Below are 22,137 nucleotides of genomic sequence, written 5' to 3'. Positions count from 1 at the left end.
ATGAATGACATAATCTCGCTACGGATGAGTGAAGAAGAGAGAGATCAGATAGTACGGCAGGCTCGGAAGGTAGATGAAGACCTATCGGAGTATATCCTGAAAGCTACGGAGCAACGCATTGCCCGTGAGCTGCACGATCAGCGTGCGGAGGAACTGGGTCTGGAACCAGAGCTGGAACAGATCGCTGAGAGTGTGACAGAGCAAGTGAACAAGGCAGCAGATATTGAGACAACTGAAGAGTTGGCTTATGAAGTAGCTCTCTGGGACTTGATTTCGACAGACTACTCCTCAGAGGAGCGTGCTATTGCGATGGATGAAGCGACAGACAAGCTACAGGAAGAGGTAGACAACGTCCGTAACAAGGAGGGTCAAGAATGAGTGAGAGAACTGTCATTCAGATCTATACGACTGACGAAAATCGGGAGTGGCTTGAACAACTAGCCGATGAAGAGGATACGTCAATCTCGGAGTATGGTCATGAGATGATTGAGGATCACATTGACCGTGAAACTGGGGAGCATCAGTACGGCCGGTATGGAACTGATACTGAGATAGAAGTCATTTTGGACTCTCTTAAGGAGGAACTGGGGGAGACTCTGGACCAATTTGAGTCTGAAACACTCGAGGAAGTACGGCACATCCAGAGAGTGCGGACAGCGTATCTTATCTCAATCTGGAAGCTGATTAAAGACGACTACTCTACTGCCGAGCAACAGCTTGCGATGAAGTTTGCTGAACGGTTCACTGGACAGGAGCTCAACACTGAGTCCGAAGCGATTCCTGCAGGGGAAGGCAGTAGCAGCGAAGACGGACAGGGGTCCGCCGGCGCAGCGGGTGATGGCGCATGATTGTAGAAACGGACTATCAGCAGAGCGGAGCAGGGAACCTCGTCGATTATATTCGCCGTGACCGAGACCAGGATGCCGGAGCGACAGTTGATCTACGGAACCCGGCCGGCCGAGAACTCTCCGACCCAGAAGTAGACCGATTTGTCGACAAGAGTCAAGAGTTCGGATTCCAGCGGCATCTGATCGTTTCGCCAGATCCGACTGGACAGTATTCTCCCCAAGAGGTTCAGACCAACACTCGGGACGTAATGAACCAAGAGTTTGCCCGCCAGCCGACAACCGACTATGTGTATGCTGTCCACCGGGATACAGACTTTCCACATGCACATGTCGCAGCTACTGGGAAGCAGGCAGAGCTGGAAATGGATTTAGAAGACATCCAGAAACTCAGTGAACGGGCGGAAACCGCGTTTGAAGAACCCGCTCGAACGCGTGACCCAACGGCTGCCGCCAGTGATTCTCCGGAGGACATCGGTCGGGTCGTGGATGAAGAAGCACGGGAGCAGTACCATGAGGAAGAACTATCGCTGAACCCCGAAGCAGAAAAAGCGCTCAAACGGGCGACTGAGAAGAGCCAGCAGAAAGACGTCGGCCAGCCCACGGCTGAGAAAGCGAACGATGAGCGCCAAACTGAACCACTCTCAGAACGTGCTGCGGAGAGAGCCGAAGAACAGGCGGCAACTGAACGCGAACCCGAAGTTGATATTGAACGCGAGCAGGAACCCGAACGCGAAGTCGGGTGGTGGCAGTGAGTTCTAGTTCCTCTGCACCACCGGGACAACGCTCTGGCGAAGTCCCGAATAGCCTCAAGTACGACAACGTCGTCGGGTTCGTCTGGGCCGGGTTCATGCTGCTTTTCCCACCGATGATCGTCGATAGTGACAAGGTCCTTCCGAAGCGGTTCTGGGCGTGGCGCTACATTTACCTCGGCTTTGGACTCATCAGCGCGGCGTTCTTCTACGACGTGCTTGTCCAGACACCCAGCGCAGCGCTGTTGTTCCCGTTCGCACACGTTCTGGCTGCCATCTCAGTCGGAACACTATTCGCTGACTTCACCGTGCCGGGGCTATCGCTGCCGATGCTCTCGTACTCGACCACGGTAATCCTGTATGCCATCTCAATCGGTATCGTGTTCTCTGGGGAACTACTCCGCCGGACCTCGCCGGAAATGCTCGCGATGAACCAGTGGGAGCATGACGACGGGGAGTCCGTTGTCCCGCTCGAAGAAGTCTCTCACGAACACAACGACACAGAGATGCCGTTCACGCTCGATCAAGATGTCTCCACAGCCGTCGTGGGCGAGACTGGAAGCGGGAAGACGTCGATGATGAAACTACTGGCTTACCAGTTCCCGTACTACAGTGACACGGCGGTCATTGCTCACGATACCGGCGAGGACTTTCAAGCATTCTACGAGGAGCTGGGCTTTGAGGTTCAGCGCATCCGCCACGAAGATAGCGACGTAGTCTGGAATCTGTTCAAGGACGCCGATTCAGAGTCGGACTTCCGTGAGGTCGCCGGCGCGATCTTCGGCGAAGCCGACGGCCACGACCCATTCCATCGGCCCGCCAAACAGACCTTCGCGGAGATGCTGATGTACCTGCATCTCAGCGCGAAAAAGAACAGTCGCCGCCATGCTCTCTGTCACGCCGATATCGTCTCGCTGCTCAACGAGGGCCACATCGCGCTCAAGAAAGCGCTTGACGAGTTCGACCGGCCGGATTCGGGTCATATCGACCCTGATAAAGGCAAAGGCGCACAGAACGTCTACCAAACGATCAAAGAGAACGTCGACCCCGTCTTCACTGGTGACTTCGGAGACTACGGGGAGTTCTCACTGCAAGAATATATCGAGAACCCGGAAGGCCGAGTCCTCATCATCGACTCGAACCCGACGGAACTGGAAACGCTCGGGCCGATGTATCAGCTGCTCGTGGACTGGTCGATCCGCTACGCGATGAACGCCTCGAATCCGACGGTCCACATCCTCGACGAGATTGACGCGCTGCCGGCGCTTACTCAGGTGACGAACCTTACCGCCCGAGGGCGGAAACACAAGGCTCGGGCACTAGTCGGCGTGCAAACAATCGGCCAACTCAAGGACACGTACAGTACAATCTCTGGCATTGTCGGCAACTGCCCGCAAGGCGTTTACTTCGGTCCGGGTGACAGCGAGTCGACGGACTTTATCCTCGACGAACTCGGCGAGAGTCGGCAGTATGACCGGTCCGAGATGGTGTCGATGAGCCATCAAGGGCGCGGCGAGAACCCACGGACGCAGGCTCGGGACACGTACAAAGAGAAGGACAAAACGCCGGTCACCTCTGGTCTGCTCCGTGACTTTCAGCCCGGTGAGTGCGTTGCTGTCTCTCGGACGACGTGGGTCCACGGGCAGTCCTACGAACTAGACGACGTTCGCGATAGCCTCCCGGCACAGGGTGCGGAGTCGCCGGGCAGTTCGGAGCCGGAACCCACTGACGATGACACCGACATCGAGAGCGACAGTTGGTTCTCGTTCACCCGGGCTCGGCTCGACGATGTGCTTCGTGGGTCACTTGGTGAGGACGACGATGATGAGTCCGGAGAGAGTGGGTCGGATCGTGACTCCGAAGTCGAGCCGACCGTCGACGCGACAGACGGGTTGGGCGACGACGAGTCGGGCGACCCACTCGACCAGACAACAGCGAACACTGCCGTCACGTCTCCGGACACAGACCACCCAGATATATCAGATTTAGAGGGTAACTCTGGTGGCGCGGATCAGGACCAACAGCTGTCCGATGACGATGGCGACCACTCCCCTGAGACGGTCCCAGATCACAGCAGTGACGAGACGGACTCTGCTGAGAAGGAGGAGAGTGAATCGCCTGCTGAATCGGACACGGAGGCTGATACTGACAAGAGTGAAGAACGGGACGAAACTGAGGCAAGCGGAGAGCGACGCAGGCCATCTGAGTTCATGTGACCTACATCAATTTGCCCGTGTTCTAACTATAAGATATTCTGTATATTTCTTATTTCCGTGACGTGGTGGTGCTTCTCTGCAAGTTGGTAACCGGGTCTTGTCGAGACTGTAGCACTCGACTTATATCAGAGTTGTTGAAGTTACTTTCTTCGGACTATTCTATATGCGAAATCGCAAGAAGGCGTCGGTAATTTGCTAATCTGAATCACGGTGAATCACTCAAACACGGCGACGAATCATCAGCAAATCGCAGGACGGCATGGGTATGAATCGCCCAGAATCGGATACAAACTACACTCTTTACCTTGTCGTGCATATCCCGGCGGAGGCGCGAGAGACATAAGAAGGAAAACATAAGAGATAGAACAAAGGAAGAGACAGTGGATCGCGGAACCTACCCAGAGCGAAGACTGACACACTCACCCCGCAAGGAAACCTATTGAGTTTCAGATAGAAGTCGCCTCACTCCCCGGAGCCATATCGTGACTTCGACACGGCGGGCCAGCCCCACCGAGTGCCATGCGAGTCCACTGTGCCACGCACGTTGCCGGCCGCCGACGTCCAGGGCCACGCCGATCACGACCACACTCGAGTTGAGCCAGTGCTGGCAGACCCACGCTCGACCCTCGCTCGCTTCGGGTTCTCGTGGCGCACAACCCGACAGCCACCGGCCGGCGACCACACCATCATGTCCGGAGCTTTGTATCTGAATCCCAACAAGTACAACACGCCTTGTTTTCACACTCTTTCACTATCGTAATTTAGTGTGGCATTCAGCCGGGGGACTGTCCGATTCCCGGCGGGGATCGCGCCCGCCACTGCAGGCACGAGTGGACCGGCGTGAGGCGCGCGACCGCGCCGAGCGCAGCGCCCCGTCGTCCGAGTGAGCGAGAGTGAACGAGGACACGACAGACGAGCATCGCGAGTCTGTCAGTGGCGTCGCGCGCTGGGACGGTCCACTAGCCATCCAGCCCAGTTGCGCCCCGGCCGGCAGACCCACGCCTGCGATACATCCGGCACTTGGTGAGACTGTTCTTTCCCCAGGTGCCAGCTGGGGGAGCCAGCCCAACCCGGAGCTTTTTGAGCGATGACGGACAAGTCTGAATCGTACCGTTCTCATGTCACAGCCACACTTTTCTCCAGAGCAACAGCCATCCAACCAGCGTCAGATTCCGAGCATGGAAACGATCGGGCCGGTCGTCGACGAAGTGATCGACATCGCCCGGCAAGAACTCGATGCACCGCGGTCAGTGAAAATCAAAACATGGGAGGATCGCGAGTTTCTGGTGCGTGTCAAGCACGGCTCAGCACCAGGCGTAAACACCCGGTATGGATACGAGACAGCAATCCAGTATCACAGTGATCGGGAGACCGTCGAAGCCTTCCTGATCGAAGAGGATACCCACACTGATGAAGCAGAACGCCTCCTGAAGATGGAACTCGGAACGATACCCGATCCAGTACGAGAAAAAATTGGGGAGTAGACGACTGATTTACTTGTCTGTCAGTTCTCGATGGCAGTCCTCACAGACCTGCTCGTACTCTTCATCGCGCTCTGGGTCGTAGAAGGACCCGGCGCGAAACCGCACGGGGTTGTACCGGGTATTGAAGACTTCCTCACAGCGTGGACACTGGACGTCTCCCATTTGAGAAATCACCTCCCGGCGGCCCTGTCTGGCCGCCACCCGCCTGCGGCCACACAAAATCGAGGTGTTTCCGCCCGAGACATCGGGCCCAGAAAGCAACTAACCAACAGCTCCCCAGACTGCGCCGACTGTGTTGGTTAAGACGAAGGCGCTCCCGCCCATCGGGAAGAGTGGTTCCCGTTCACCTTCCGGCGGCAGGCCGGGATCGCGCCCGCTACCGCAGGCACGATGGACCGCCGCGAGGCGCGCGATAGCGCCGAGCGGAGCGTTCCGTCGTCCTCGTGAGCGACAGCGAACGAGGGCTCGACAGACGACCAGCGGGAGTCTGTCGGTGGCGTCGCGCGCTGTCGCGACCCACCAGCCACTCAGCCCGGTTTCTCCCGGGCCGGCTGGCCCACGCTCACGCACACACCAAGACATCGGCTCTCTCACAGCCCCCACCAGACTGACCCACGTCGACGCGCTGGTGCGGTGGCGTGCCAGTCCGTGCGCGCGGTTGTCTCGCCGCCGCCCGCTGTGCCGGAGGCGGCGGCGAGGCCGCGTGCGCGAGCACCGTCGCACCGCCTGAGGAAGCCCCCGCTCGATGGGGAACGCCCTCGCTACCGGGCGTTAGTCTGCTTCGGAGTGGACGAGACCCTGATGGGTGGCGGCTCCATGCTCAGTGTCGAACAGGTCCGAACACCCGGACTCGGGACAGCGGGCCTTCCCGAGCGTCACGGCGACCGCGCGGTCAGAATCCCGCTCGTTGGCCCACTGATGGGTGTCTGACTCTGCTTCCCATGACGCCGCCGTTCGACTATCGCCGGACGAACCGAACGAGCCGCCCCCGTGTCCGGTAGGCGCGGGACCGTCGCCACGCTCGATGATGCACATGAGCGTGTCGCTCGTGACCGCCACCGTCTTGATACCGTTGTAGTCGTCTGGCTTGCCCCCGGAGATTCGCACCCGGTCGCCCTCGTGAAGCGTGCGCACCATCTCGCCGCCGTGCATGGATTTGCCCCAGACCGTGACCTTCGCGCTCGTGCCCTCGTCGTCCTCGATATAGAGGACTTGGTACTGGTTCCGCGCGTCTGGCTCCGCGATGATGTGCGTTACTTCGCCTTCAACCGTACACTCGTAGCCGTAGGGCGAGACATCCGCGATAGGCGTGGGAGTTGCCAGTTCGCTCTGGGCCTCGTCTAAGACGGTAAAGGAAGCCTCATACAGGCTGTTACAGTCGCCCATCTGCCCGGACACAAGGGCCGCGAGTCGGCGGCCTGCTGCCGCTCGTGACAGGCTGGTTTTGTCTGCCAGCGTCGCGGCCTGCTGGTTGACTCGCGCCAGCGTGTCGCGGTCCATCCACTGCCGGGGGTCAGCCGGGGAACGGAACCCGTCAGCCCGTCCGGTTTCCGCGTCGGTGAGCTGGCGAGCCGAGGCTTCGCGGTCGGCACCGTCGACGTGGGCGCGTGCGACCTCGGAGTGTCGGGCTTGCTCGGCTTCGCGCCCGTGGCGTTCTTCCTGCTGTTCCAGCGTTTCGCCAAACCGCCGGTCCGGACCAACCTCGGTCGAGCGGGTCCAGTCGTATGCTTCCTCCTGTCGGGCGTAGAAGTTGCCACGGCTATCGCTACCCCGATTCATCCTGAAATCGAGTTCGTCGCCGTTCTCCGTCTCTGCAACCGCCTCTAGAAGCTGTTCGGGGCCACCCTCGACGTGGGCCGAAAGAGAAACCGTCTGGTTGCTTGCCGATGCTTTCTTACCGCTGGAATTGGTAGCGTACATTGTCTTTCAGTTCCCATACGGAAAGACACTTGTCGGGTGCTGCTACACCCGATTTCTGCGGCGTGAAACTGCCCTGCCAGCGCCGCGTGCGTCGTGTCTTTCCGTACCTAAAGGCATGGGTGCCGACTACTTAAAGATAACGGACCATTTGGATTGTTTCAAGTGCAATATTCGGGTGTCTGAGTGGTTTCTAAGCGGCGTCTTGTGTTTCGCGTTTCGAGGGAAAATGGTATATAAAGGACGTAGGTGGTTGACACCCCGGTGGGCGGTCCCATCGTGTGCGGTGGCGGTGAGCCAGCATCCCGCGCGGCCAAGCGAGTGCCGGATGGGTGAAAGCCCGGCAGCGCAACGAAGTGAGCAGCCCGGAACACAGGGCACGCAGTGCCCGTCCTCGTTCCGGCGAGGGAGCGCCGGCCGCGAGGGTTCCTCACCTGGATCGCGCGCGACTCCGACGCGTGCGTTCGATTACTGCTGTGTTGTGCCGTAGCAGTCGGGTGGGACTGAAAGGGGCACGCCGCTGGCGCTTGCCGTGGTCGCGTCAGCGGCCCCTATCCGAACGGAGTGAGGATATGTCGGTGAGCGACCGCCAGCGGCGTGGGGCTTTCAAGGTGTGCTGGTCCGACACCGAGTCCGTCGTCGCGATACCGTTTGGAGTAGCGCCGTCGAAGCCAGCAGTCCCGTCGCAGTCAGTAGTGCCGCCGACGTCAGTGTCAGTAGTCCCGTCACCAGCAGTCTCACGGGTACTGCCAGCCGAACCGTCGGCTCCCTCGACACCGTCACAAGTGCCACCCAACTCGCCTCCAGTCCCAGTAATACCAGAACCTCCTGCCCGCCACACACGAGACGCTATCCCTCCGAACCCTCTCCGCCGGCCCACAGCTCACGTACCGGCTCCGCCAAGAGCGAGCGTGCCGCCCAGCGGCGGCTGCCCGGCGGTCAGACGACACACCAGCCAACCACCTGTATCTGCTCGGCCGTCAGTCCCACGCCGATACACGCTCGTCTCTCGCGCTCTCAGCCCGCCTGCCAGCCCCACGTTGCTATCCACCAGGTATCCGTCTGCCCCACGCTGCGAGGGGCCGACTGCCAGCGTCAGTGCCAGTCATGTCCCTCTCGCCTTCAATCGCTCACCCCCGACATGGGCATCGATAGTTTCCAAATTGGTTGCCCAGGCTGAAGCTGGCTTTTATACCAATACATTCCTAATAGGAATAGTATGCCTACTACGAAAGGAACGACCACAATTGCTCTGGAGTATCCGTTCCCTCAGGACCGGGTCTTTCGATATCAGGCGATGCAGGATGTGCTCGCTCGCTTGATTGAGGAGCCATATGAAGAGTTCACCATCGGCCAACTCGCGGAAATGATTGACGGGAATCAGGCAACGGTCTCAAAGGCAGTCAAACTGCTCAAAGAACTCGGCACAGTTCAGACCCGTAAAGAAGGCCGGAAGCAATACGTGCGTATCCATCGTGACCGACTCACAAAATCTGATCCAGTCCTGTCGATCCCCCAGTCGGAATTTCACAAGCCTGTCCGGGCCTTCGTCGATACTGTTCAGGAAGAGATTGACCATCTCGTCGGCGTCCTGCTTTTCGGTAGCGTGGCACGGGGGACAGCCGACCGCGCAAGTGATATCGATCTTCTTGTCTTCGTCGAAGACGATAGGACACAGGCTCGCCGAACTGTTCAGTCAATCGTAAGCACTCTCCAAGAGACGAAATTTGAGGGGAACCGCTACACCTTCGAAACGTTGGTCGAATCGACCGAAAGCGCGAAACGGATTGGTGACCGGCTCCAACAGCAGTTCGATGAGGGACTGATATTAGTCGGGACAGATCAGTTATCCAATATCCGGGCGGAGGTGTACGCGAATGGAGAATGAATCAGTGCTTAACGCACTGGCAGCCGCTGAGCGTAGTTTCGAGCAGACACCACAGAATGTTGAGGACGGGCTCGATGTCGACGAAGCCGAATTGGTCCAACTTCGCCGAGCATGTCGGCTTCTGGCAGCTGCGTCCCGCCTGCTTGATGGTGGCTACTACACAGTTGTCATCGAGTCGTCGTTCGTTGCGATAGAGCGGACGATCCAGTTCCGACTCATCCACGACGGCGCAATGGACGCTTCTGAAGTCATCAGTAGTCATCGGCGACTGTACCAGCGAGGTGCAGAGATCGGACTCTATGATGACGCGTTTGGGGAACGATTAGCTGAACTATGGAACCAGAACCGAACAAAAACCTACTACCGGCTCGGAATTGCCACTGAATCGCAAGCAAAGGCGATGCACGAACTTGCCACCGATGTTCATCAAGATTTGATCAACGCGAGCCAAGTGCGCCACGAGTGTCTCTGTTAATCGACGGCCAAACGATACACCAGCCGGCCACCCGTCTCTGCCCGGCCGTCAGTCCCACGCTGCAAGGAACCGACTGCCAGCGCGAGTGCAGTCGTGTCCCTCTCGTCGCCAACTGCGCGCGACTCTGACGTGCGCGTCATCTCAACCAGCAATTAACGCTTATTGATTAGTGCAGATACGCATACAACGAATGCCAACAAGAGAGCTACTGACTGGGCTTCTGATCCTCGGTGGAAATATCGGGCCGCTTGAATCGATATTTGAGATCTATCCACCACTTGTGTTGCTGGGAACGTATCTCGCAGCAACGGGTGCGTATCTGATAGCCGCCGATGATCTGGCCAATTTTGCTGGACTCTGGGTCGTGATGACTGTCGTCTATCCGCCAGTTCTCATCTGGCAAATAAATTCTATGGATATAACACGCGAGATTATCTTCGGGTATTCATTTGCAGATAGCGTCGCCGGACTCCCACTAATCTTGATGCTTTTGGTCACGTACATCCTCGTTCAATCGTTACAGGACCGCTTTCGGGAGGTTGCATGATGGTCGTTTCGTGGATTTTGGATTACTTTCCGCCGTGGTTGGCAATAGTTCTGGTAACTACTGGATCTGTACTTATCACATGGGGCCTGCCGTTCGTTGATCCGAAGAGCGACTTCGCTGTCGAGGCTCCGAAGGGTGTTTTTGGGACGCTCATACTCGGTATCGGAACGGGTTTCACGATCTGGGGCGCACGAAAGACAGCCTCATTCGACACCGTCGTTGTTGGGATCATCCTACTCGGTTTGTTTATGCAGGGGGCAGTCGCGGTCAATTTCTATCGAAAAGTCTATGACTTCGTTTCGAATGGCTCGCTCCCATCAAGTGGTGGATTCAGACGAAAGATCATTGCTCACCTGTTGATACTGTTTCTGTTACTGATCGCACTGTGGACCATCATTTACTTCATAATCTGGGGCAATCTAGACCTGGGAATACAGGATACTGTCCGACTGTACTGGACGATCGCCACGGTTATCATCAGTGTCTTGGGGCTATCCACACGGTTCTGGTTTATGCAGCGTGGATTCCCTCCGCAAATAATGTTTGGTGGGATTTTCCTAATTACTGGAGCAGAAATCTTCAATTTGCAGTTTGAGGTTGAGTTGACTACCTTTGTCTTATCACATATTGTGTATACGCTCGGATTCTGGATAGCAGCGTTTCTTTTCGTCAGTTCAGTCCGCAACTCAAACCGCACCCACAGACGCTAAGTTGTCAGAAGAGGCCAAGCAACCTTTTGAAGCGGCCTGTGATACTGGACGTCGCGTTGATCTCGACAAGACACGAACACAGTAGCAGCTGCTCGCCACACGCGGGGCACTCCTCGTAGTCACACATCTGGTGGTGGAGCTCGCCTTGCTCGACGCCACAGGCAGGACACGACTGGTCGCGCCACCGTTCGAGGTCGACGGTAACGGTCCGTTCGTTTGTCTGGAGGACTTGCAGCTTGTACGTGAGATACTGGCTCCCCTCGCCCCACGGGATCGGGTCATGGGCTTGCCCGTTGACGTAGTAACGCTTGTCGACACACGCCGACGCTGACCGTGGCCGCCGGCAGTCGGGACAACACATCTATCTCTCACCCTGTGGACGCCCCTGAAACACTTCGCCACTGGCCTGTGCCTGCCGGTGCTGGGTATGAATGTCCGGTCGGTCGCCGGCTTCGGTGTCTGGAGACTGTTCGTCGACGGACTGCTGTTCGGTGCTCATATTCGAGAACCCCCTCACCCACCGGGGGGAACAAAATTGCTTCCAGTACCGCCGTTAGACCGGCATCACTACAGCGGTTCGACCCACGCAGGAGCAGCGTCGTGTATGCCACGGAAACCCAAGTTGTCGGCAGCCTCGACAAACACGACCACGTCGCCGACGCAACACGAGCATAGACCACGAAACTCAGATGTGCGCGACGATTGTGCTGTGCTGTCGTATTGGAAGCAACCGCTAGCGGCGTGGAGAGTTCAAGATGGGTTGATCCTTCTACGAGAGGGCAAAGACGTTCACAAAAGGCGACCGAGCAGCCACTAGTCGCGAACGACGCTGGACACGAAAACGCAGAACGTGGGGCTTCTCACTCGTTTTCGAGCGCTGCGTAGATATCTGCGTGGCGACGTCCATCGAGCTTCCCCATTTCAAGCGCAATCTCGCGGCGTTCGGCGTCGCTTTCGGCCGCCTGATATCGCTCGTACAACTGGCGGACTTCCTCGTCAATCGCCGTCGAGGAATCGGTGCTAGACGCCATTTCTCTATCTATCATTATCCAGTGTATCGGTTTATCAGTTGCGGCGAGCACATGCCCGGAAGTAGATGACTGCAGTGTCTACGTCGACTGTGGTTTCGCCGGTCGCAAACCGGTGTAAGAGCGCTCGGATTTCATCACCGTACTCAAACGTGTATCCGTTCAGCATATAGAAAACGACCACTGTTCGGAGTGCCGTTCGCTTGTTTCCGTCGACGAACGGATGCTCCGAAACGAGTAGTCGCATCAGATGGACCGCCTTTTGATGGATCGTCTCAGGCACTTCCCCGAAGAACCCCTCCGAAACGTACTGTAGTGCGGATGCAATCGCGTCCTCTGACCGGACCCCCGGTTCCGTGATGTCGCCTTCTGTCACGACCTGGTCGTGGAGCTCAAGGATGAGTTCGACAGAGGGATACGCGAGATCGTCAGTCACAAGCCCGACTTTTGCATGCTCCTCGTTAACCGTTTCTCAACTGTCGAGGTTGAGTCTCTCTTGTGGGGCCTACTGGCAGTCGGGGCAGCACATCTACCTCTCACCCCGTGGACGCCCCTGAAACACCTCGCCACTCGTCTGTGCCTGCCGGTGTTGGGCACGAATATCTGGTCGGTCGTCGGCTTCGGTGCCTGAAGGGTGCTCGTCGACGGACTGCTGTTCGGTGCTCATGTTCGGGAAACTCCTCACCCTATCGGGGGGACACAAAATTGCTTCCAGTACGAGTACGCGACCGACAGAACTCAGGCCTCAGCGACGTCCCAGACAGAGAGATGACCACTGGAACAGACGCCGGCGTGACGCCCGAGAGCCATGCAGGGCCCGTACTCTCCGTCGACAGATGCGATGCGCTCGGCGTCGAAGATCGGCGCGTCGCACTCGTCGGTTCTGTAGGTCATATACTGGGACGAGTCACTGGACATCACGCATCGCCCGCCATCGCTTGGTGACGGAGCTCGCTTTCGTCTGGTAGATCCCAGCCATGGTACTCGCGAGCGATGTGGCGTGCTCGCTTGACGTTGCCCACGACGCCGGCTGCTGGAGACTGCTGTGCCTCAACGCGCTCTTTCAGGTACGTAGTTACGATTAGTCAGGTATCCGCTAGTAAAGTGGGTATCAGCTAGTGTCACACACCGTATTTCATATGAAAATCGGGGGTATATGTTGCGACTAATATAACAAGTCGTTATTGATGTCAACTACGTTGTCGATAACCCCTTTGAGTGCTACTGATACATTGACATCTGCTTAGACTGTGTTATACGCTACTTGGACATTTTCTGCCAACAGTGGTCATCAAGCTCTATTCAAATACTGATTTGGAGGATACCCCGCTTCAGAAACTAATCTGCGAGCAGTTCGACGAACTTTCCGATTCTCTGGCCGCTCTCCGGTGTTTCTCATTCTATCCTTTATGTGCTCGGCAACGGCATCCAATACCTCTTCGTTAGCACAACTCGCGACACTTTGGAGAGTGGATTGATAGCCACGCTCTGCCATTGGATATCCCTGTTCCCCTCCTATGACTTCTCCATTTGTTTCGCGTATCTCGTACAGGTGGCCTTTGATTCGAAGTTCGAGATCTCTGTCGTTAATTTCTAAGCTCATATTTTTGTAGCCTACTTCTGATTGTTAGGAAGATTCTCATCCCTGGTATGAGATGTTGTTCTCATAACCAAGTATCCCGGAATCCCCTGTTCCAGTCTTCCCGGGATGAGCGGGACCGGCAATCCCAGGATAGCCGGTTCCATCTATCCCGGCACTCATGGATAAAGCTTTATACATACTTCTGGCCAATTTGAATATGAGGACGCGGGCATGGTGGTTAGCGTAAGGCGCCACCGTGCCCGGTTAGGGCAGTGAGGTAGTGGCTCACGGCCTATCGACGTCCGGTTTCCTACTCTAAGCTCATTAGATACTCGTAGACGATTTCGTTCTCGATTTCGTCGATTAAATTCTGATATGGGTCGCGGCCTGTTGGTTGGGGCTCCCGTGGTATACCTCGCCCAGTCAACCACGCGATTACACGCGAACGTACCTCCGCTTCCCGAACAGGACTGAATTCCTCGAGGCGGTAGACCGGATCTGCTTGGGGGCCCGGGTCAATCCAAGATTGGTCAAACTCGTATATCCAGTCGTGAGCTACGGCTTCATTGTCAGCATACTTCTCTCGAATGTATCCTGCGATATAGTCAGCTGCAGTTGATTGTGGATATGTGAGATCTGCTTCCTGAAGATATGTTAGATACACAGGGCAGATACTTCTCTGGAAACTGCTATCACAGCACCCCGACAGTTGCTTTCGAAGATCTTTAGAATAGTCACTATATGTGTCTCTGACGCCATCGTGTACAGCAACAGTCTCGCCGCAACCGTGGGAAACAGCCCCCGTGGAAAGCCCGTGCGTGATACTCTTTTTAATGGCCATTGCCGCCGCAGCGGCTTGTTCTTCTTTAGAGGGATTCGATTGAGACACGATCGCTGCCCATGTTATTTCTGTATCGCGTAGATCCTCTAGAAGTGCTGATGCTCGCTCTGCTCGCCCCTCAGGTGTTAACGAGCTGTATCTGATGATGGAGGAGGATTTGTGCTTGAATGGCTGTAATTCGTTTTCGATGAGGTTTCTAACTAAGTCGATATCTGCTTCCCTGCTACAACGCGTTGCAACTGTAACGTAGTATCCTGACCCACTATCCCCAGACTCATCAATACCTATCACATTATCTGCATTAACTGACTCCCCCTCTGAGTCCATAATAGTGACAGACCGTAGTCCCGGGGGCATAGCGATATACTCTGTTAGTTCTATCTCTGTTTAATATATAATACAAGTGGTCTCGCAACAGGTGTCCTTGACCTCGCAAGTTATTATCAAACTATTCCAAGAACAGTGTAGGCGGATGCTGTTGTTTGGTGAAGCAAGGTGCATGCATGCCTCCTGATAGGGCTGACTGGTGTCCGTCGCCTCTGCTAGTAATATATCTCAGCATTCGACTACGCTCATCCGTAGCACATTGTTGATTTCACAGCGTCGCTCGAACAGCGTGTTTGAGAGCGTCTCGACCGGGTTTCCGAAACAGCTCCCGACGTAGTTGGAACGCTCTGAGATACTGTGTCAACTTGTCTTTGGAGATTCCTCGGTGGGGCGAGAGCCACCGTCGCACCTGCGACGCGTGGCTCTCGCAGGTGTTGACGTGCACCTCGTCGTCGGCGTATTCGCCGTCACCGTGGACGACGTATTCGCGGTCGAATGCGTCGTCCGCTTCGAGCGGTTCGTACGCTCGAAAGCCGTCGGTATAGACGGTGATCGACTCCTGCTGGCGGTCGGCCAGCAGGAGTCGAATCGTCGATTCGTCTGCGGCTTTCGCTGGGATCACGTACCGCTGACCGGTGCCGCGGTCGGCGATGATGAAAATCGGTGGCTTGTCCCCGCTATACGAACCTCGCCCGCGTGTGGACAGGCCACGCGAGCGCGACGGCTGGTCGCGCTCGCGGCCTTTCTTCCCGGCAGAGACGTACACTTCATCGATTTCGACTGGGCCGACGAGATCAAGCGAAGGCGCATCGAGCGCTCTGGCAAAGCGCTCGATGCGCCGATGTATCGTTTTGTGTGTCACCTCGATTTCGCACTGTAGTTGGCGGAGACTGGTGTTAAACCGGAGAAATGCGTAGATCGAGAACAGCCACCGACGGAGCGCGATCTTCGAGTGAGCGAAGATTGTGCCAGTCTTGTCGTTGAACGTGCGGTCGCAATTCTTACAGAGATACCGCTGAAACTCTCTGTAGCTGCCGTTTCTGACCGTTCGGTCAGAACGGCAGCGAGGACAGGTAACACCGTCACGCCAGCGAACCTGTTCCAGCAGGTCCGCTGCGACCGATTCCGACCCAAACACATCTAGCGGGATCATTCGTGTCGGGCACCGCTGACGCGGTGCCCTTGTCCTCTTCGAATCCACAGCGACCGCTCAGCAGTATCAACAATCTCCTACGCAAGAGCGTACAGTGATTAACTCAATAGCCAGAGCACAACGACTACGACGGTCGCGAAAGCGAGAATCGGAAGCAGGTACTGACGGAACAGGGCCACCGGTGCAAGGAATGTCGCCCGAAGTGTATGATAGACACGCCGTGCCGTTGCGGTAAGTCCAGATCCACTCGCCTCCTTGTGGGCCGGCAGTGTATCGTGCTGGCTGGCCTCGACTGAGCCATCGACGGCCACGTCAGGACTGGACTCAAACTCGGGATCAGGCGTTGTTCCGTAGGTTTGGGTGTCTGTATCGTCCAGTGCATCCGGGCCTGTCGATGAAGTGGACTGGAGATCGGATTCAGCGACAGGTTCGAAGGTGGTTGCAGTGCACTCACGGCATTCATCGGGATTCTGTGTATGAACCGTCTCACACCGCGTGCACATCCAGAACATCAGGTGCTGTATCGAGAGTCCTGTAGAAAATACCTTGGGGGTGCAGCTACCGTTTGCATCGACGTCGGGGAGTATAGCAGAGCCCAGCTTTTATTCAGCTCATCAGCTTCGGCGATGTGTGCGGCAGCACCTCGTCGTGGATGAACCGCGTGAACTCGATCGTGTCCATATCTTTGGGATCGTAGATAGCGAGCCAACCACTCTCCGACAGAACGAGCTTCAGGAGCCGCCCGTCGTACTTTAGATTCGTCAGGCCCAGCTGACTGTTCTCGTTGCTGTGGATGAACTCCGCCAGATCGGGCTCGCTGTCGATGTCGCCATAGGCTGCGCCGCTATCGATCGGGCCGTCGCTCGCTCGGAACCAACCCATCCATGGGTCGGCGTGGGGTGTGCCGCTGCAAACGACTCGAGGTCGACCTGGGCGCGGTGAATCGTCGCATCAGTGGCTGTCTCCATGAGTCGGTCTGCGAAGTCGTCTTGAGTGCTCTCAGTGACGATAACCTACGGGCCAGCGATCAGGTGTGATCATCGGTCAGAAACTGAATCCGGAGTCTTGAGCTCCACATTGACGTCGTACTGGTGAAGAGTGAGGCCCTGAACTGCTGACAACGCGTATTCCAATTTCTCTGTGGCTCCGCTGACGATGAGCCGGCCTTCGACATCAGCGTCTTCGGCGACGTTTTCTAAGTCGTCAAGGTGCTCATCAACCCAACCGACGTATCTAAGCAGTTGGCCAACTGCTCTGTCGCTGCTATTGGACTTTTTCAACTCGACAACACACACTCTGGAGTCGGTTTTGTGAGTCAAGAGGATATCTGGGCGTCCGACCCCAGTCGAAAATTCTACGCCTGCCTCTGGGTCGTCTGAATCGCTATAGATCTGCCAGTCCTGTGAGAGTTGGATGTGGTCCCAGTTGTTGACGAGATACTGTTGCAGGTGTTTTTCTTTGACAAACTCACTCTTTTGTGGCGCGTCTTCGATGATGGGTTCCTCGAGTACCAGATCATTCTCAACGACGTAGCCAAGGAGTGCATCAAGGTCCCAGTGGTCGATTTCGAGTTCATCACTGAGGTCACGCAGAACGGCGTTTACCTCCGTATATCGCTCGCCGAACTCGGCTCCAGTTTCGAATTCGGGCCAGACATCAAGCTGTTTGAGCGCTTCTTCTGAGCGGTTATTCCAGACGCCATAATCTTCCGGATACGCAGTCAGGAGAATGGCTGAGAGCGTCGCTTTCCCCATCCCGTGAATGGTATCTTTTACTTCGGTTACTCGGGAGGCTAAATCTTTGTCTGTATCAACAAGCGTCTGGAGAGCCGTCCTGAGTTGGTCCATATCCTCTGTTAGTTTGCCTTCTTGTCGATGGAGACCAGTCCAGTGCCTGTTATTCTCGTACCGGAGGAATTCTTTCAACCGCTCTTCCGGGAGATTAGCGACTTCATCAGGCTGGAACAGTGACTGGTATTCACCGAGTGCCTCGTCTTTGTCTGCAATTGAGTCTGGGGGATCATCCCGCATTTGACTCTCTGCAGATGTCAATTCGCTCACTGCGGACTCGATGTTCATGCCGGGTAGTTCAATTCTTACTGACATATAATGTGGCCTCCGAGAAGCACAGAAGAAGTAAAAATGCGGATAATGAGTCTACTGCAACCAGACAGTTCGTTAATTCGTCCAGTTGTGGTAGAACCGCATCAACTTGGGTAGCAAGTACACACCCACGAGTGCCAACAAGAGAACTGGTCCAGACTCTCTAGGAACCGATATCTCACCGTATGCCTCAAACGTGAGGAATAGCAGTGTCATGAATATCCCCAGATATGCCGAATGCTGCCGCCGTTCTCGGACGGCGTAATCAACAGCCGCTCTGATGGCTTCGGAATCAGCATCGGCGTCGGTCAGATTCTTCAGTTCTTCAACTTTCTCTTCGTCCACACGAGCGCTAATCGTCGGCGGCATACCTTTCAATCATATTGGCTGGCACTTTAACCCGTCCATCGTTTTGAAGCTCAAAACGGCATTTTCGCCTGTAAACAAGTCTCTATCCGATGTTTACAGCTAAAACGTCTAGTCGACTTATGTCGAAACCAGATCTGACTTTGAGCCATAATGCAAGAGTTTGAAATGCGTCTCAAGCTACTGATCGATCAACAAAAGCAATACCAAGATCACGGCTGCTCGCCCCGATTCGGACCCGGCAAGCGAGGTGTTCTAGTGTGAGTACTGCTCTGCTACAACTGTCGTGGCTCACCGAAACATGGGTTACGTGGTTGCCGGACATTGTCTTGCGCCACCTGACCCCGCTGTCGCTCATTGTATTGGGATACTTAGTCGAGAAGCAGTATGTGAGCCGGCCGGCGATCTTTGCGAACGCAGTAGCCGTGAACGCTCATGTCTACGAGGCTGTGCGACCACACACCATGCTTGAGGTCTATGCAAACCTTGGACTGGTGATGGCCGCACTTGCAATCTATAGCTACGAGAGTGGTTCATCGCTGCGGGAAGAATACTATGGGCTGGCACAACTCTACAGTTCGTGGGCCGTGGCCGGAGTCGTGTTCGTACTGTGAATACGCAACTCCACCCCGTACTCAGTCACTCACAGCATCTCCCGGAGTATTAGCTGGAACTGGACCACGGCGCAGGTCGTGCGACTACCAATCGGTAGCGGTGTAGATCTCGCCGCAAAAAATGCTGCCTTGATCCTACCTACTCGCCTTCGCAGAGCAGGTCGACGTGGTCGGCATCGCTAATCTGGATCTGAATCTCGCCGAGCGGCTCGTAGGTTCGCTCCTTGCCGAAAATCCGGTAGAGGTTGCCTTTCTCCAAGTCCAGATCTGGGTCCCAGACGGTGAACTTGCGGGCATCCTCGTCCCAGGTGGACTCGTCACCGAGGATGCCCTTCTGGTGTGGGCGATGTGACGCGACATCTTCGATGTGGTTCACCCACGCTTTGACGACGATGTACTCGTCCGCCCCGTGCACGTCCGCCAGATCTTTTTCAGGCCACTGAGCAGACATGTTACTCCTCCTCCGTCGCGGTGACCGTCAGTCCACTATCCAGCGTGATCTCCTGTGGCTGGGTGTTGCACCACCGACAGGCCGTGTCGCCGTACTGGAGCGAGTCAAGGTTGCCACACGCCGTACACGCACCGAGGCCGTCGGTGTTGAGACTCCCGTAGTTAGCCGGGCACACGGTGGTCACAGCCCCGCCACGGACGACGAACAGCACGTCACACGGTGCGTACAGCCGAGCCATGTCTGCGTCCCGCTCAGGTGCGCCAACAGGAATCGACTGGTGCCACGCCGTTTCGATATCCGTCCCTGCGGTGGCCGCACGCTCGGCCCAGCGCTCATGTGCGTGGTCGGTGATCGGGACTGGACCGATATTCTGACTGTGTTTCTTACCGCCGCTGAGTTTCGTAGTTGTTGCGAACATGACGCACTTGAGACAACGAGGGATAGCACTGTTAAACCGCGCAAACCGGGGTATTAGGTGTGCTACCACAAATCGACTATAATAGTTCATATTCTTATATATGGGAATTGGTACTGGGTTTCTCCAATTCGCGCGCGATTTAAACGCGCGCGAAGGAAGGGGACAGACCCCTTCGACCCCCCCTTCGAGTCCAAGCATCGCGCGTCGCGCGCGATTCGGCGAAGGGGGTGGGAAGGTGTAGTTGGGGCCTTCCATTCGCGCGCGTTATTCGCGCGTTAATGAGGGGTAGTCGCTGTTAAGGGGCTTCAGAGGGTCTATAGCGGCGGATTTGTATGTATAGGAAGTGTGATATGGCCCCGAAATCTGGCCGAATACCACTTATAAATGGAGTGTAAATGGAACACCAAATCCGCTGAGCGGGCGCACAACAGCGCTGGTCAGACTCCAGTATCGGCATGATGGCTACCGCGTCTTGACACACGCAACGCACTGACGCAGCTATTGGGTTGGCTGCTGGACGGTGTAGTGGCGTGGAACTGCTGTGGACTGATTCTGCTGCTGTATGGCGAGGCTGTCTCCCCGCTGAGTGCCGAGTTGTCGGTTGGTCAACTAATCAGTCATACGGTTGAACCAACGCACATCCCGAAATGAGTTTAGAGGGGGTGACTGACCCGATTGCGGCGTTTGTGCCGGTCTCTCCCGACGAGGCCAGTGGCTTCACTGGCTTCCGTGAGACAGTTACGAAGAGGAACTCGCTGGTAGATCGCCTTCAGACGCTGACGTTGCCAACCATCGACGACGTTCGCGATGGACTGGCGAGTTACATGGAGACAGTCGAGCGGGCCGACGAATTGGAAGCGAAGATCGAGCGGACTGACGAGCTGATTGATAAGATCGTCTACGAGCTGTATGGGTTGACCGACCAGGAAATCGAGATTGTGGAAGAAGCGGTTGGGGAGTAACTAGAACAGTGTATGAGAATTAGAACAAATGAAGACCAAGTCTAATCGTCGTCATCATCGACGCTCGCTCCATCGAATACATTCCTGATCACATTTGAAACAGTGTCTCGGACGGATTGTGCTTGCTCGTCTTCATCCTTATCGGCATCAACCCCAAAATCGAATCTGCCGCTGTCGCGCAACTTTCGTATTTCACCTTCCGGGGTTACTGATTTTATCATCGATAGGCCCGAGTATTTTGCCACCCCATCTTTAATGAATTTGGCATTTCTGAGATTTTCTTTGGTCCGGCCCACGCTAGCAATAATACTCCGGGAATGCTGACCAAAGTCTTCGGTCAGTTCTCGGATTTCTTCATCGGTTACATGAGGATTTGGTTCATGTTGTCCGATCTCATCAGCTTTGAGTTTCTTTACGCGGTCACTCCCTTTATAAAACCGCCTCATCGCATCTAGTCCAAGCGATTCATATCGACTTAGTGAATATTGGAAATCGTAATCCTCTAGCAGATATTCAAACACATCGCTATCATACACTCCCCGTCTTGACTCGAATGCATACGTTCCATTTTCAAACAGCAGAAACTGCATGCGTCGGGCGTGTGGTATTTCTGTTGCTTTAAAACTCCCTTCCTCAATTTGTGTAACTTCTTCGGAAACCTCTTTGACAAAATCTACATAAAGAAAATCATTCCCCATGAAATGATCATACGCTCCGCGCTGATCACCGGTAGGGCCAAAAATACCATCACGCTCCGCTACCTCATCCAAAGAAGCAAGTGGTGGAAGCCGTTCATCACTCTCAAATTCACCAAACCTAAATGTGAATCGTGGCATCGAATATGTGGTAACTAGATTATAGTATAAATTTAACTATCATGTCGAACATTTCTATACTGAGACGACACCGCGATTTATTCTGGGCATTAGGGCTGACTCTTGTAATCGCGGCTCTGATGATTGCGGGAACAATCAGTGCTGACGGTTTGACTGGAAACTTTGCACTCGGCGTCTTTGGTGTAGTTATCGCTGGTGTTCTGACGTTTATTGTCATTTTTCAAGGCTATGATAGCGTTGTCGATAGAGCAGAGGAGAATGGGCTACTGGCTATTATGAAGAAAGTCTTCATGTATCCTTTCTTCAGCGCCGTCATTGGTATTATCTATTCATTTTTGTTGAATATTTTAAGTTTGGATTCAAATTTGAACCTTATTCAGGCGCAAAGAGAGTTAATCAGCGTTTTGTTGGATTCTATCTTGATATTTTTAGTACTGTATTCCATCTTGAGCTTAGGGGAGGGAGCCTCCTTTCTATATCGCATCATGGTTGGTGAATCAGGTAACAGTAGTTCTGACATAGGAGAACGCTCTTGCGAAGGAGATTGTTGATAGCGAGAGCTGCGGCTGAAAGTCGAAGAGGGCAAGGGCACCGCGCCAGCGGTGCCCGATATGTTCCCAATA

31 protein-coding genes and 1 pseudogene are annotated in these 22,137 nt (G+C 55.4%); 12 read left to right on the top strand and 20 right to left on the bottom strand.

From position 1 onward, the window contains the following. The 5 genes from C444_RS08550 (at position 1) to C444_RS08530 (ending at position 5,297) form a co-directional block, all read left to right on the top strand. A complete protein-coding gene (locus tag C444_RS08550) occupies positions 1 to 378 on the top strand; it encodes a hypothetical protein (RefSeq protein ID WP_004592308.1) in 378 nt (125 codons plus the stop codon). Next, a complete protein-coding gene (locus tag C444_RS08545) occupies positions 375 to 848 on the top strand; it encodes a hypothetical protein (protein WP_004592307.1) in 474 nt (157 codons plus the stop codon). The genes C444_RS08550 and C444_RS08545 overlap by 4 nt, the downstream gene beginning before the upstream one ends. Next, complete coding sequence (locus tag C444_RS08540) at positions 845 to 1,600, top strand: relaxase/mobilization nuclease domain-containing protein (protein WP_004592306.1); 756 nt, start codon at positions 845 to 847, stop codon at positions 1,598 to 1,600. The genes C444_RS08545 and C444_RS08540 overlap by 4 nt, the downstream gene beginning before the upstream one ends. Beyond that, positions 1,597 to 3,813 (top strand): type IV secretory system conjugative DNA transfer family protein, encoded by a 2,217-nt coding sequence (locus tag C444_RS08535; RefSeq protein WP_004592305.1) that lies wholly within the window; start codon positions 1,597 to 1,599, stop codon positions 3,811 to 3,813. The genes C444_RS08540 and C444_RS08535 overlap by 4 nt, the downstream gene beginning before the upstream one ends. A gap of 1,178 nt (positions 3,814 to 4,991) precedes the next feature. Beyond that, positions 4,992 to 5,297 (top strand): hypothetical protein, encoded by a 306-nt coding sequence (locus tag C444_RS08530; RefSeq protein WP_004592304.1) that lies wholly within the window; start codon positions 4,992 to 4,994, stop codon positions 5,295 to 5,297. Positions 5,298 to 5,306: 9 nt separating this feature from the next. On the opposite strand, the gene C444_RS22040 is transcribed toward C444_RS08530, so the two are convergent. The 4 genes from C444_RS22040 to C444_RS08520 form a co-directional block, all read right to left on the bottom strand. Beyond that, positions 5,307 to 5,459 carry a hypothetical protein gene (locus tag C444_RS22040; protein ID WP_023842963.1) on the bottom strand — a complete coding sequence of 51 codons (153 nt, stop codon included), beginning with the start codon at positions 5,457 to 5,459 and terminating at the stop codon, positions 5,307 to 5,309. 99 nt (positions 5,460 to 5,558) lie between these two features. Next, entirely contained in the window at positions 5,559 to 5,867 is a 309-nt protein-coding gene (locus tag C444_RS21785; protein WP_152420796.1) for a hypothetical protein, read from the bottom strand. Between the two features lie 201 nt (positions 5,868 to 6,068). After that, entirely contained in the window at positions 6,069 to 7,217 is a 1,149-nt protein-coding gene (locus tag C444_RS08525; RefSeq protein ID WP_004592303.1) for an SOSS complex subunit B family protein, read from the bottom strand. Between the two features lie 538 nt (positions 7,218 to 7,755). Further along, on the bottom strand, positions 7,756 to 8,010 hold the full coding sequence (locus C444_RS08520; RefSeq protein ID WP_004592302.1) for a hypothetical protein: 255 nt from the start codon (positions 8,008 to 8,010) through the stop codon (positions 7,756 to 7,758). A 423-nt stretch (positions 8,011 to 8,433) separates the two neighbouring features. Between C444_RS08520 and C444_RS08515 the strand changes: the two genes are divergently transcribed. Continuing rightward, entirely contained in the window at positions 8,434 to 9,102 is a 669-nt protein-coding gene (locus C444_RS08515) for a nucleotidyltransferase domain-containing protein (RefSeq protein ID WP_199722367.1), read from the top strand. Beyond that, positions 9,092 to 9,577 carry a hypothetical protein gene (locus C444_RS08510; protein WP_004592300.1) on the top strand — a complete coding sequence of 162 codons (486 nt, stop codon included), beginning with the start codon at positions 9,092 to 9,094 and terminating at the stop codon, positions 9,575 to 9,577. The genes C444_RS08515 and C444_RS08510 overlap by 11 nt, the downstream gene beginning before the upstream one ends. On the opposite strand, the gene C444_RS22035 is transcribed toward C444_RS08510, so the two are convergent. Continuing rightward, positions 9,574 to 9,717 carry a hypothetical protein gene (locus C444_RS22035; RefSeq protein WP_158598778.1) on the bottom strand — a complete coding sequence of 48 codons (144 nt, stop codon included), beginning with the start codon at positions 9,715 to 9,717 and terminating at the stop codon, positions 9,574 to 9,576. The two genes, C444_RS08510 and C444_RS22035, sit on opposite strands and share 4 nt — an antisense overlap. 50 nt (positions 9,718 to 9,767) lie before the next feature. Between C444_RS22035 and C444_RS08505 the strand changes: the two genes are divergently transcribed. Next, a complete protein-coding gene (locus C444_RS08505) occupies positions 9,768 to 10,124 on the top strand; it encodes a hypothetical protein (protein WP_004592299.1) in 357 nt (118 codons plus the stop codon). Further along, positions 10,124 to 10,834, top strand: coding sequence for a hypothetical protein (locus C444_RS08500; RefSeq protein ID WP_161607602.1), 711 nt, complete (start codon positions 10,124 to 10,126; stop codon positions 10,832 to 10,834). The genes C444_RS08505 and C444_RS08500 overlap by 1 nt, the downstream gene beginning before the upstream one ends. Before the next feature lie 4 nt (positions 10,835 to 10,838). Here the strand turns inward: C444_RS08500 and C444_RS08495 are convergent, their stop codons facing one another. The 12 genes from C444_RS08495 to C444_RS08445 form a co-directional block, all read right to left on the bottom strand. After that, on the bottom strand, positions 10,839 to 11,195 hold the full coding sequence (locus C444_RS08495; RefSeq protein WP_004592297.1) for a hypothetical protein: 357 nt from the start codon (positions 11,193 to 11,195) through the stop codon (positions 10,839 to 10,841). Next, positions 11,196 to 11,333: a hypothetical protein gene (locus C444_RS22305; protein ID WP_004592296.1), complete on the bottom strand. Its 138-nt coding sequence runs from the start codon at positions 11,331 to 11,333 to the stop codon at positions 11,196 to 11,198. A gap of 361 nt (positions 11,334 to 11,694) precedes the next feature. After that, positions 11,695 to 11,865, bottom strand: coding sequence for a hypothetical protein (locus tag C444_RS22300; protein WP_004592295.1), 171 nt, complete (start codon positions 11,863 to 11,865; stop codon positions 11,695 to 11,697). Between the two features lie 34 nt (positions 11,866 to 11,899). Beyond that, complete coding sequence (locus C444_RS08490; protein ID WP_004592294.1) at positions 11,900 to 12,298, bottom strand: type II toxin-antitoxin system death-on-curing family toxin; 399 nt, start codon at positions 12,296 to 12,298, stop codon at positions 11,900 to 11,902. A 93-nt stretch (positions 12,299 to 12,391) separates the two neighbouring features. Beyond that, entirely contained in the window at positions 12,392 to 12,529 is a 138-nt protein-coding gene (locus tag C444_RS22295) for a hypothetical protein (RefSeq protein WP_167320809.1), read from the bottom strand. Positions 12,530 to 12,600: 71 nt separating this feature from the next. Continuing rightward, on the bottom strand, positions 12,601 to 12,780 hold the full coding sequence (locus tag C444_RS22290; RefSeq protein ID WP_049909347.1) for a hypothetical protein: 180 nt from the start codon (positions 12,778 to 12,780) through the stop codon (positions 12,601 to 12,603). Between the two features lie 974 nt (positions 12,781 to 13,754). After that, entirely contained in the window at positions 13,755 to 14,612 is an 858-nt protein-coding gene (locus C444_RS21780) for a hypothetical protein (protein WP_152420795.1), read from the bottom strand. A gap of 268 nt (positions 14,613 to 14,880) precedes the next feature. Beyond that, positions 14,881 to 15,765: an IS1595 family transposase gene (locus C444_RS08465; protein ID WP_004592291.1), complete on the bottom strand. Its 885-nt coding sequence runs from the start codon at positions 15,763 to 15,765 to the stop codon at positions 14,881 to 14,883. Positions 15,766 to 15,863: 98 nt separating this feature from the next. Then, positions 15,864 to 16,277, bottom strand: coding sequence for a hypothetical protein (locus C444_RS08460; RefSeq protein WP_004592290.1), 414 nt, complete (start codon positions 16,275 to 16,277; stop codon positions 15,864 to 15,866). 94 nt (positions 16,278 to 16,371) lie between these two features. Beyond that, a complete protein-coding gene (locus tag C444_RS08455) occupies positions 16,372 to 16,647 on the bottom strand; it encodes a hypothetical protein (RefSeq protein WP_004592289.1) in 276 nt (91 codons plus the stop codon). Between the two features lie 155 nt (positions 16,648 to 16,802). Beyond that, positions 16,803 to 17,843 carry a PDDEXK family nuclease gene (locus tag C444_RS08450; RefSeq protein WP_004592288.1) on the bottom strand — a complete coding sequence of 347 codons (1,041 nt, stop codon included), beginning with the start codon at positions 17,841 to 17,843 and terminating at the stop codon, positions 16,803 to 16,805. Positions 17,844 to 17,942: 99 nt separating this feature from the next. After that, on the bottom strand, positions 17,943 to 18,236 hold the full coding sequence (locus C444_RS08445; RefSeq protein WP_004592287.1) for a hypothetical protein: 294 nt from the start codon (positions 18,234 to 18,236) through the stop codon (positions 17,943 to 17,945). A 257-nt stretch (positions 18,237 to 18,493) separates the two neighbouring features. Here C444_RS08445 and C444_RS08440 point away from each other — a divergent pair, with 257 nt between their 5' ends. Beyond that, positions 18,494 to 18,847, top strand: a complete 354-nt coding sequence (locus C444_RS08440; protein WP_004592286.1) for a hypothetical protein — start codon at positions 18,494 to 18,496, stop codon at positions 18,845 to 18,847. A gap of 139 nt (positions 18,848 to 18,986) precedes the next feature. On the opposite strand, the gene C444_RS08435 is transcribed toward C444_RS08440, so the two are convergent. After that, positions 18,987 to 19,298: a hypothetical protein gene (locus C444_RS08435; RefSeq protein ID WP_004592285.1), complete on the bottom strand. Its 312-nt coding sequence runs from the start codon at positions 19,296 to 19,298 to the stop codon at positions 18,987 to 18,989. A 1-nt stretch (position 19,299) separates the two neighbouring features. Continuing rightward, the gene (locus C444_RS08430) at positions 19,300 to 19,716 is read right to left on the bottom strand and encodes a hypothetical protein (RefSeq protein ID WP_004592284.1); all 417 of its coding nucleotides are present in this window, start codon (positions 19,714 to 19,716) and stop codon (positions 19,300 to 19,302) included. A 668-nt stretch (positions 19,717 to 20,384) separates the two neighbouring features. Here C444_RS08430 and C444_RS08425 point away from each other — a divergent pair. Beyond that, positions 20,385 to 20,678: pseudogene (locus C444_RS08425) on the top strand (restriction endonuclease); the annotation flags it as partial. A gap of 41 nt (positions 20,679 to 20,719) precedes the next feature. Here C444_RS08425 and C444_RS08420 read toward each other — a convergent pair. Further along, the gene (locus C444_RS08420; protein ID WP_152420793.1) at positions 20,720 to 21,514 is read right to left on the bottom strand and encodes a hypothetical protein; all 795 of its coding nucleotides are present in this window, start codon (positions 21,512 to 21,514) and stop codon (positions 20,720 to 20,722) included. A gap of 119 nt (positions 21,515 to 21,633) precedes the next feature. Here C444_RS08420 and C444_RS08410 point away from each other — a divergent pair, with 119 nt between their 5' ends. Next, positions 21,634 to 22,065, top strand: a complete 432-nt coding sequence (locus tag C444_RS08410) for a hypothetical protein (protein ID WP_049909340.1) — start codon at positions 21,634 to 21,636, stop codon at positions 22,063 to 22,065. Positions 22,066 to 22,137 lie beyond the last annotated feature (72 nt).

Origin of the sequence: Haloarcula japonica DSM 6131 (assembly GCF_000336635.1) — an archaeon.
Classification (GTDB): Archaea; Halobacteriota; Halobacteria; order Halobacteriales; family Haloarculaceae; genus Haloarcula; species Haloarcula japonica.
This window is presented reverse-complemented; position numbering and strand designations above follow the sequence as displayed.

What these genes read in the sequence shown, in the direction of transcription:
- C444_RS08445 (WP_004592287.1), bottom strand. Translation starts at nt 18,236, where the DNA reads ATGCCGCCGACGATTAGCGCTCGTGTGGACGAAGAGAAAGTTGAAGAA.
- C444_RS08525 (WP_004592303.1), bottom strand. Translation starts at nt 7,217, where the DNA reads ATGTACGCTACCAATTCCAGCGGTAAGAAAGCATCGGCAAGCAACCAG.
- C444_RS08410 (WP_049909340.1), top strand. Translation starts at nt 21,634, where the DNA reads ATGATTGCGGGAACAATCAGTGCTGACGGTTTGACTGGAAACTTTGCA.
- C444_RS08420 (WP_152420793.1), bottom strand. Translation starts at nt 21,514, where the DNA reads ATGCCACGATTCACATTTAGGTTTGGTGAATTTGAGAGTGATGAACGG.
- C444_RS21780 (WP_152420795.1), bottom strand. Translation starts at nt 14,612, where the DNA reads ATGGACTCAGAGGGGGAGTCAGTTAATGCAGATAATGTGATAGGTATT.
- C444_RS08515 (WP_199722367.1), top strand. Translation starts at nt 8,434, where the DNA reads ATGCCTACTACGAAAGGAACGACCACAATTGCTCTGGAGTATCCGTTC.
- C444_RS08510 (WP_004592300.1), top strand. Translation starts at nt 9,092, where the DNA reads ATGGAGAATGAATCAGTGCTTAACGCACTGGCAGCCGCTGAGCGTAGT.
- C444_RS08530 (WP_004592304.1), top strand. Translation starts at nt 4,992, where the DNA reads ATGGAAACGATCGGGCCGGTCGTCGACGAAGTGATCGACATCGCCCGG.
- C444_RS08450 (WP_004592288.1), bottom strand. Translation starts at nt 17,843, where the DNA reads ATGAACATCGAGTCCGCAGTGAGCGAATTGACATCTGCAGAGAGTCAA.
- C444_RS08540 (WP_004592306.1), top strand. Translation starts at nt 845, where the DNA reads ATGATTGTAGAAACGGACTATCAGCAGAGCGGAGCAGGGAACCTCGTC.
- C444_RS08495 (WP_004592297.1), bottom strand. Translation starts at nt 11,195, where the DNA reads ATGTGTTGTCCCGACTGCCGGCGGCCACGGTCAGCGTCGGCGTGTGTC.
- C444_RS08455 (WP_004592289.1), bottom strand. Translation starts at nt 16,647, where the DNA reads ATGGGTTGGTTCCGAGCGAGCGACGGCCCGATCGATAGCGGCGCAGCC.
- C444_RS08505 (WP_004592299.1), top strand. Translation starts at nt 9,768, where the DNA reads ATGCCAACAAGAGAGCTACTGACTGGGCTTCTGATCCTCGGTGGAAAT.
- C444_RS22305 (WP_004592296.1), bottom strand. Translation starts at nt 11,333, where the DNA reads ATGAGCACCGAACAGCAGTCCGTCGACGAACAGTCTCCAGACACCGAA.
- C444_RS22300 (WP_004592295.1), bottom strand. Translation starts at nt 11,865, where the DNA reads ATGGCGTCTAGCACCGATTCCTCGACGGCGATTGACGAGGAAGTCCGC.
- C444_RS22295 (WP_167320809.1), bottom strand. Translation starts at nt 12,529, where the DNA reads ATGAGCACCGAACAGCAGTCCGTCGACGAGCACCCTTCAGGCACCGAA.
- C444_RS08435 (WP_004592285.1), bottom strand. Translation starts at nt 19,298, where the DNA reads ATGTCTGCTCAGTGGCCTGAAAAAGATCTGGCGGACGTGCACGGGGCG.
- C444_RS22290 (WP_049909347.1), bottom strand. Translation starts at nt 12,780, where the DNA reads ATGTCCAGTGACTCGTCCCAGTATATGACCTACAGAACCGACGAGTGC.
- C444_RS22035 (WP_158598778.1), bottom strand. Translation starts at nt 9,717, where the DNA reads ATGACGCGCACGTCAGAGTCGCGCGCAGTTGGCGACGAGAGGGACACG.
- C444_RS22040 (WP_023842963.1), bottom strand. Translation starts at nt 5,459, where the DNA reads ATGGGAGACGTCCAGTGTCCACGCTGTGAGGAAGTCTTCAATACCCGG.
- C444_RS08460 (WP_004592290.1), bottom strand. Translation starts at nt 16,277, where the DNA reads ATGTTCTGGATGTGCACGCGGTGTGAGACGGTTCATACACAGAATCCC.
- C444_RS08545 (WP_004592307.1), top strand. Translation starts at nt 375, where the DNA reads ATGAGTGAGAGAACTGTCATTCAGATCTATACGACTGACGAAAATCGG.
- C444_RS08465 (WP_004592291.1), bottom strand. Translation starts at nt 15,765, where the DNA reads ATGATCCCGCTAGATGTGTTTGGGTCGGAATCGGTCGCAGCGGACCTG.
- C444_RS08500 (WP_161607602.1), top strand. Translation starts at nt 10,124, where the DNA reads ATGGTCGTTTCGTGGATTTTGGATTACTTTCCGCCGTGGTTGGCAATA.
- C444_RS08430 (WP_004592284.1), bottom strand. Translation starts at nt 19,716, where the DNA reads ATGTTCGCAACAACTACGAAACTCAGCGGCGGTAAGAAACACAGTCAG.
- C444_RS08550 (WP_004592308.1), top strand. Translation starts at nt 1, where the DNA reads ATGAATGACATAATCTCGCTACGGATGAGTGAAGAAGAGAGAGATCAG.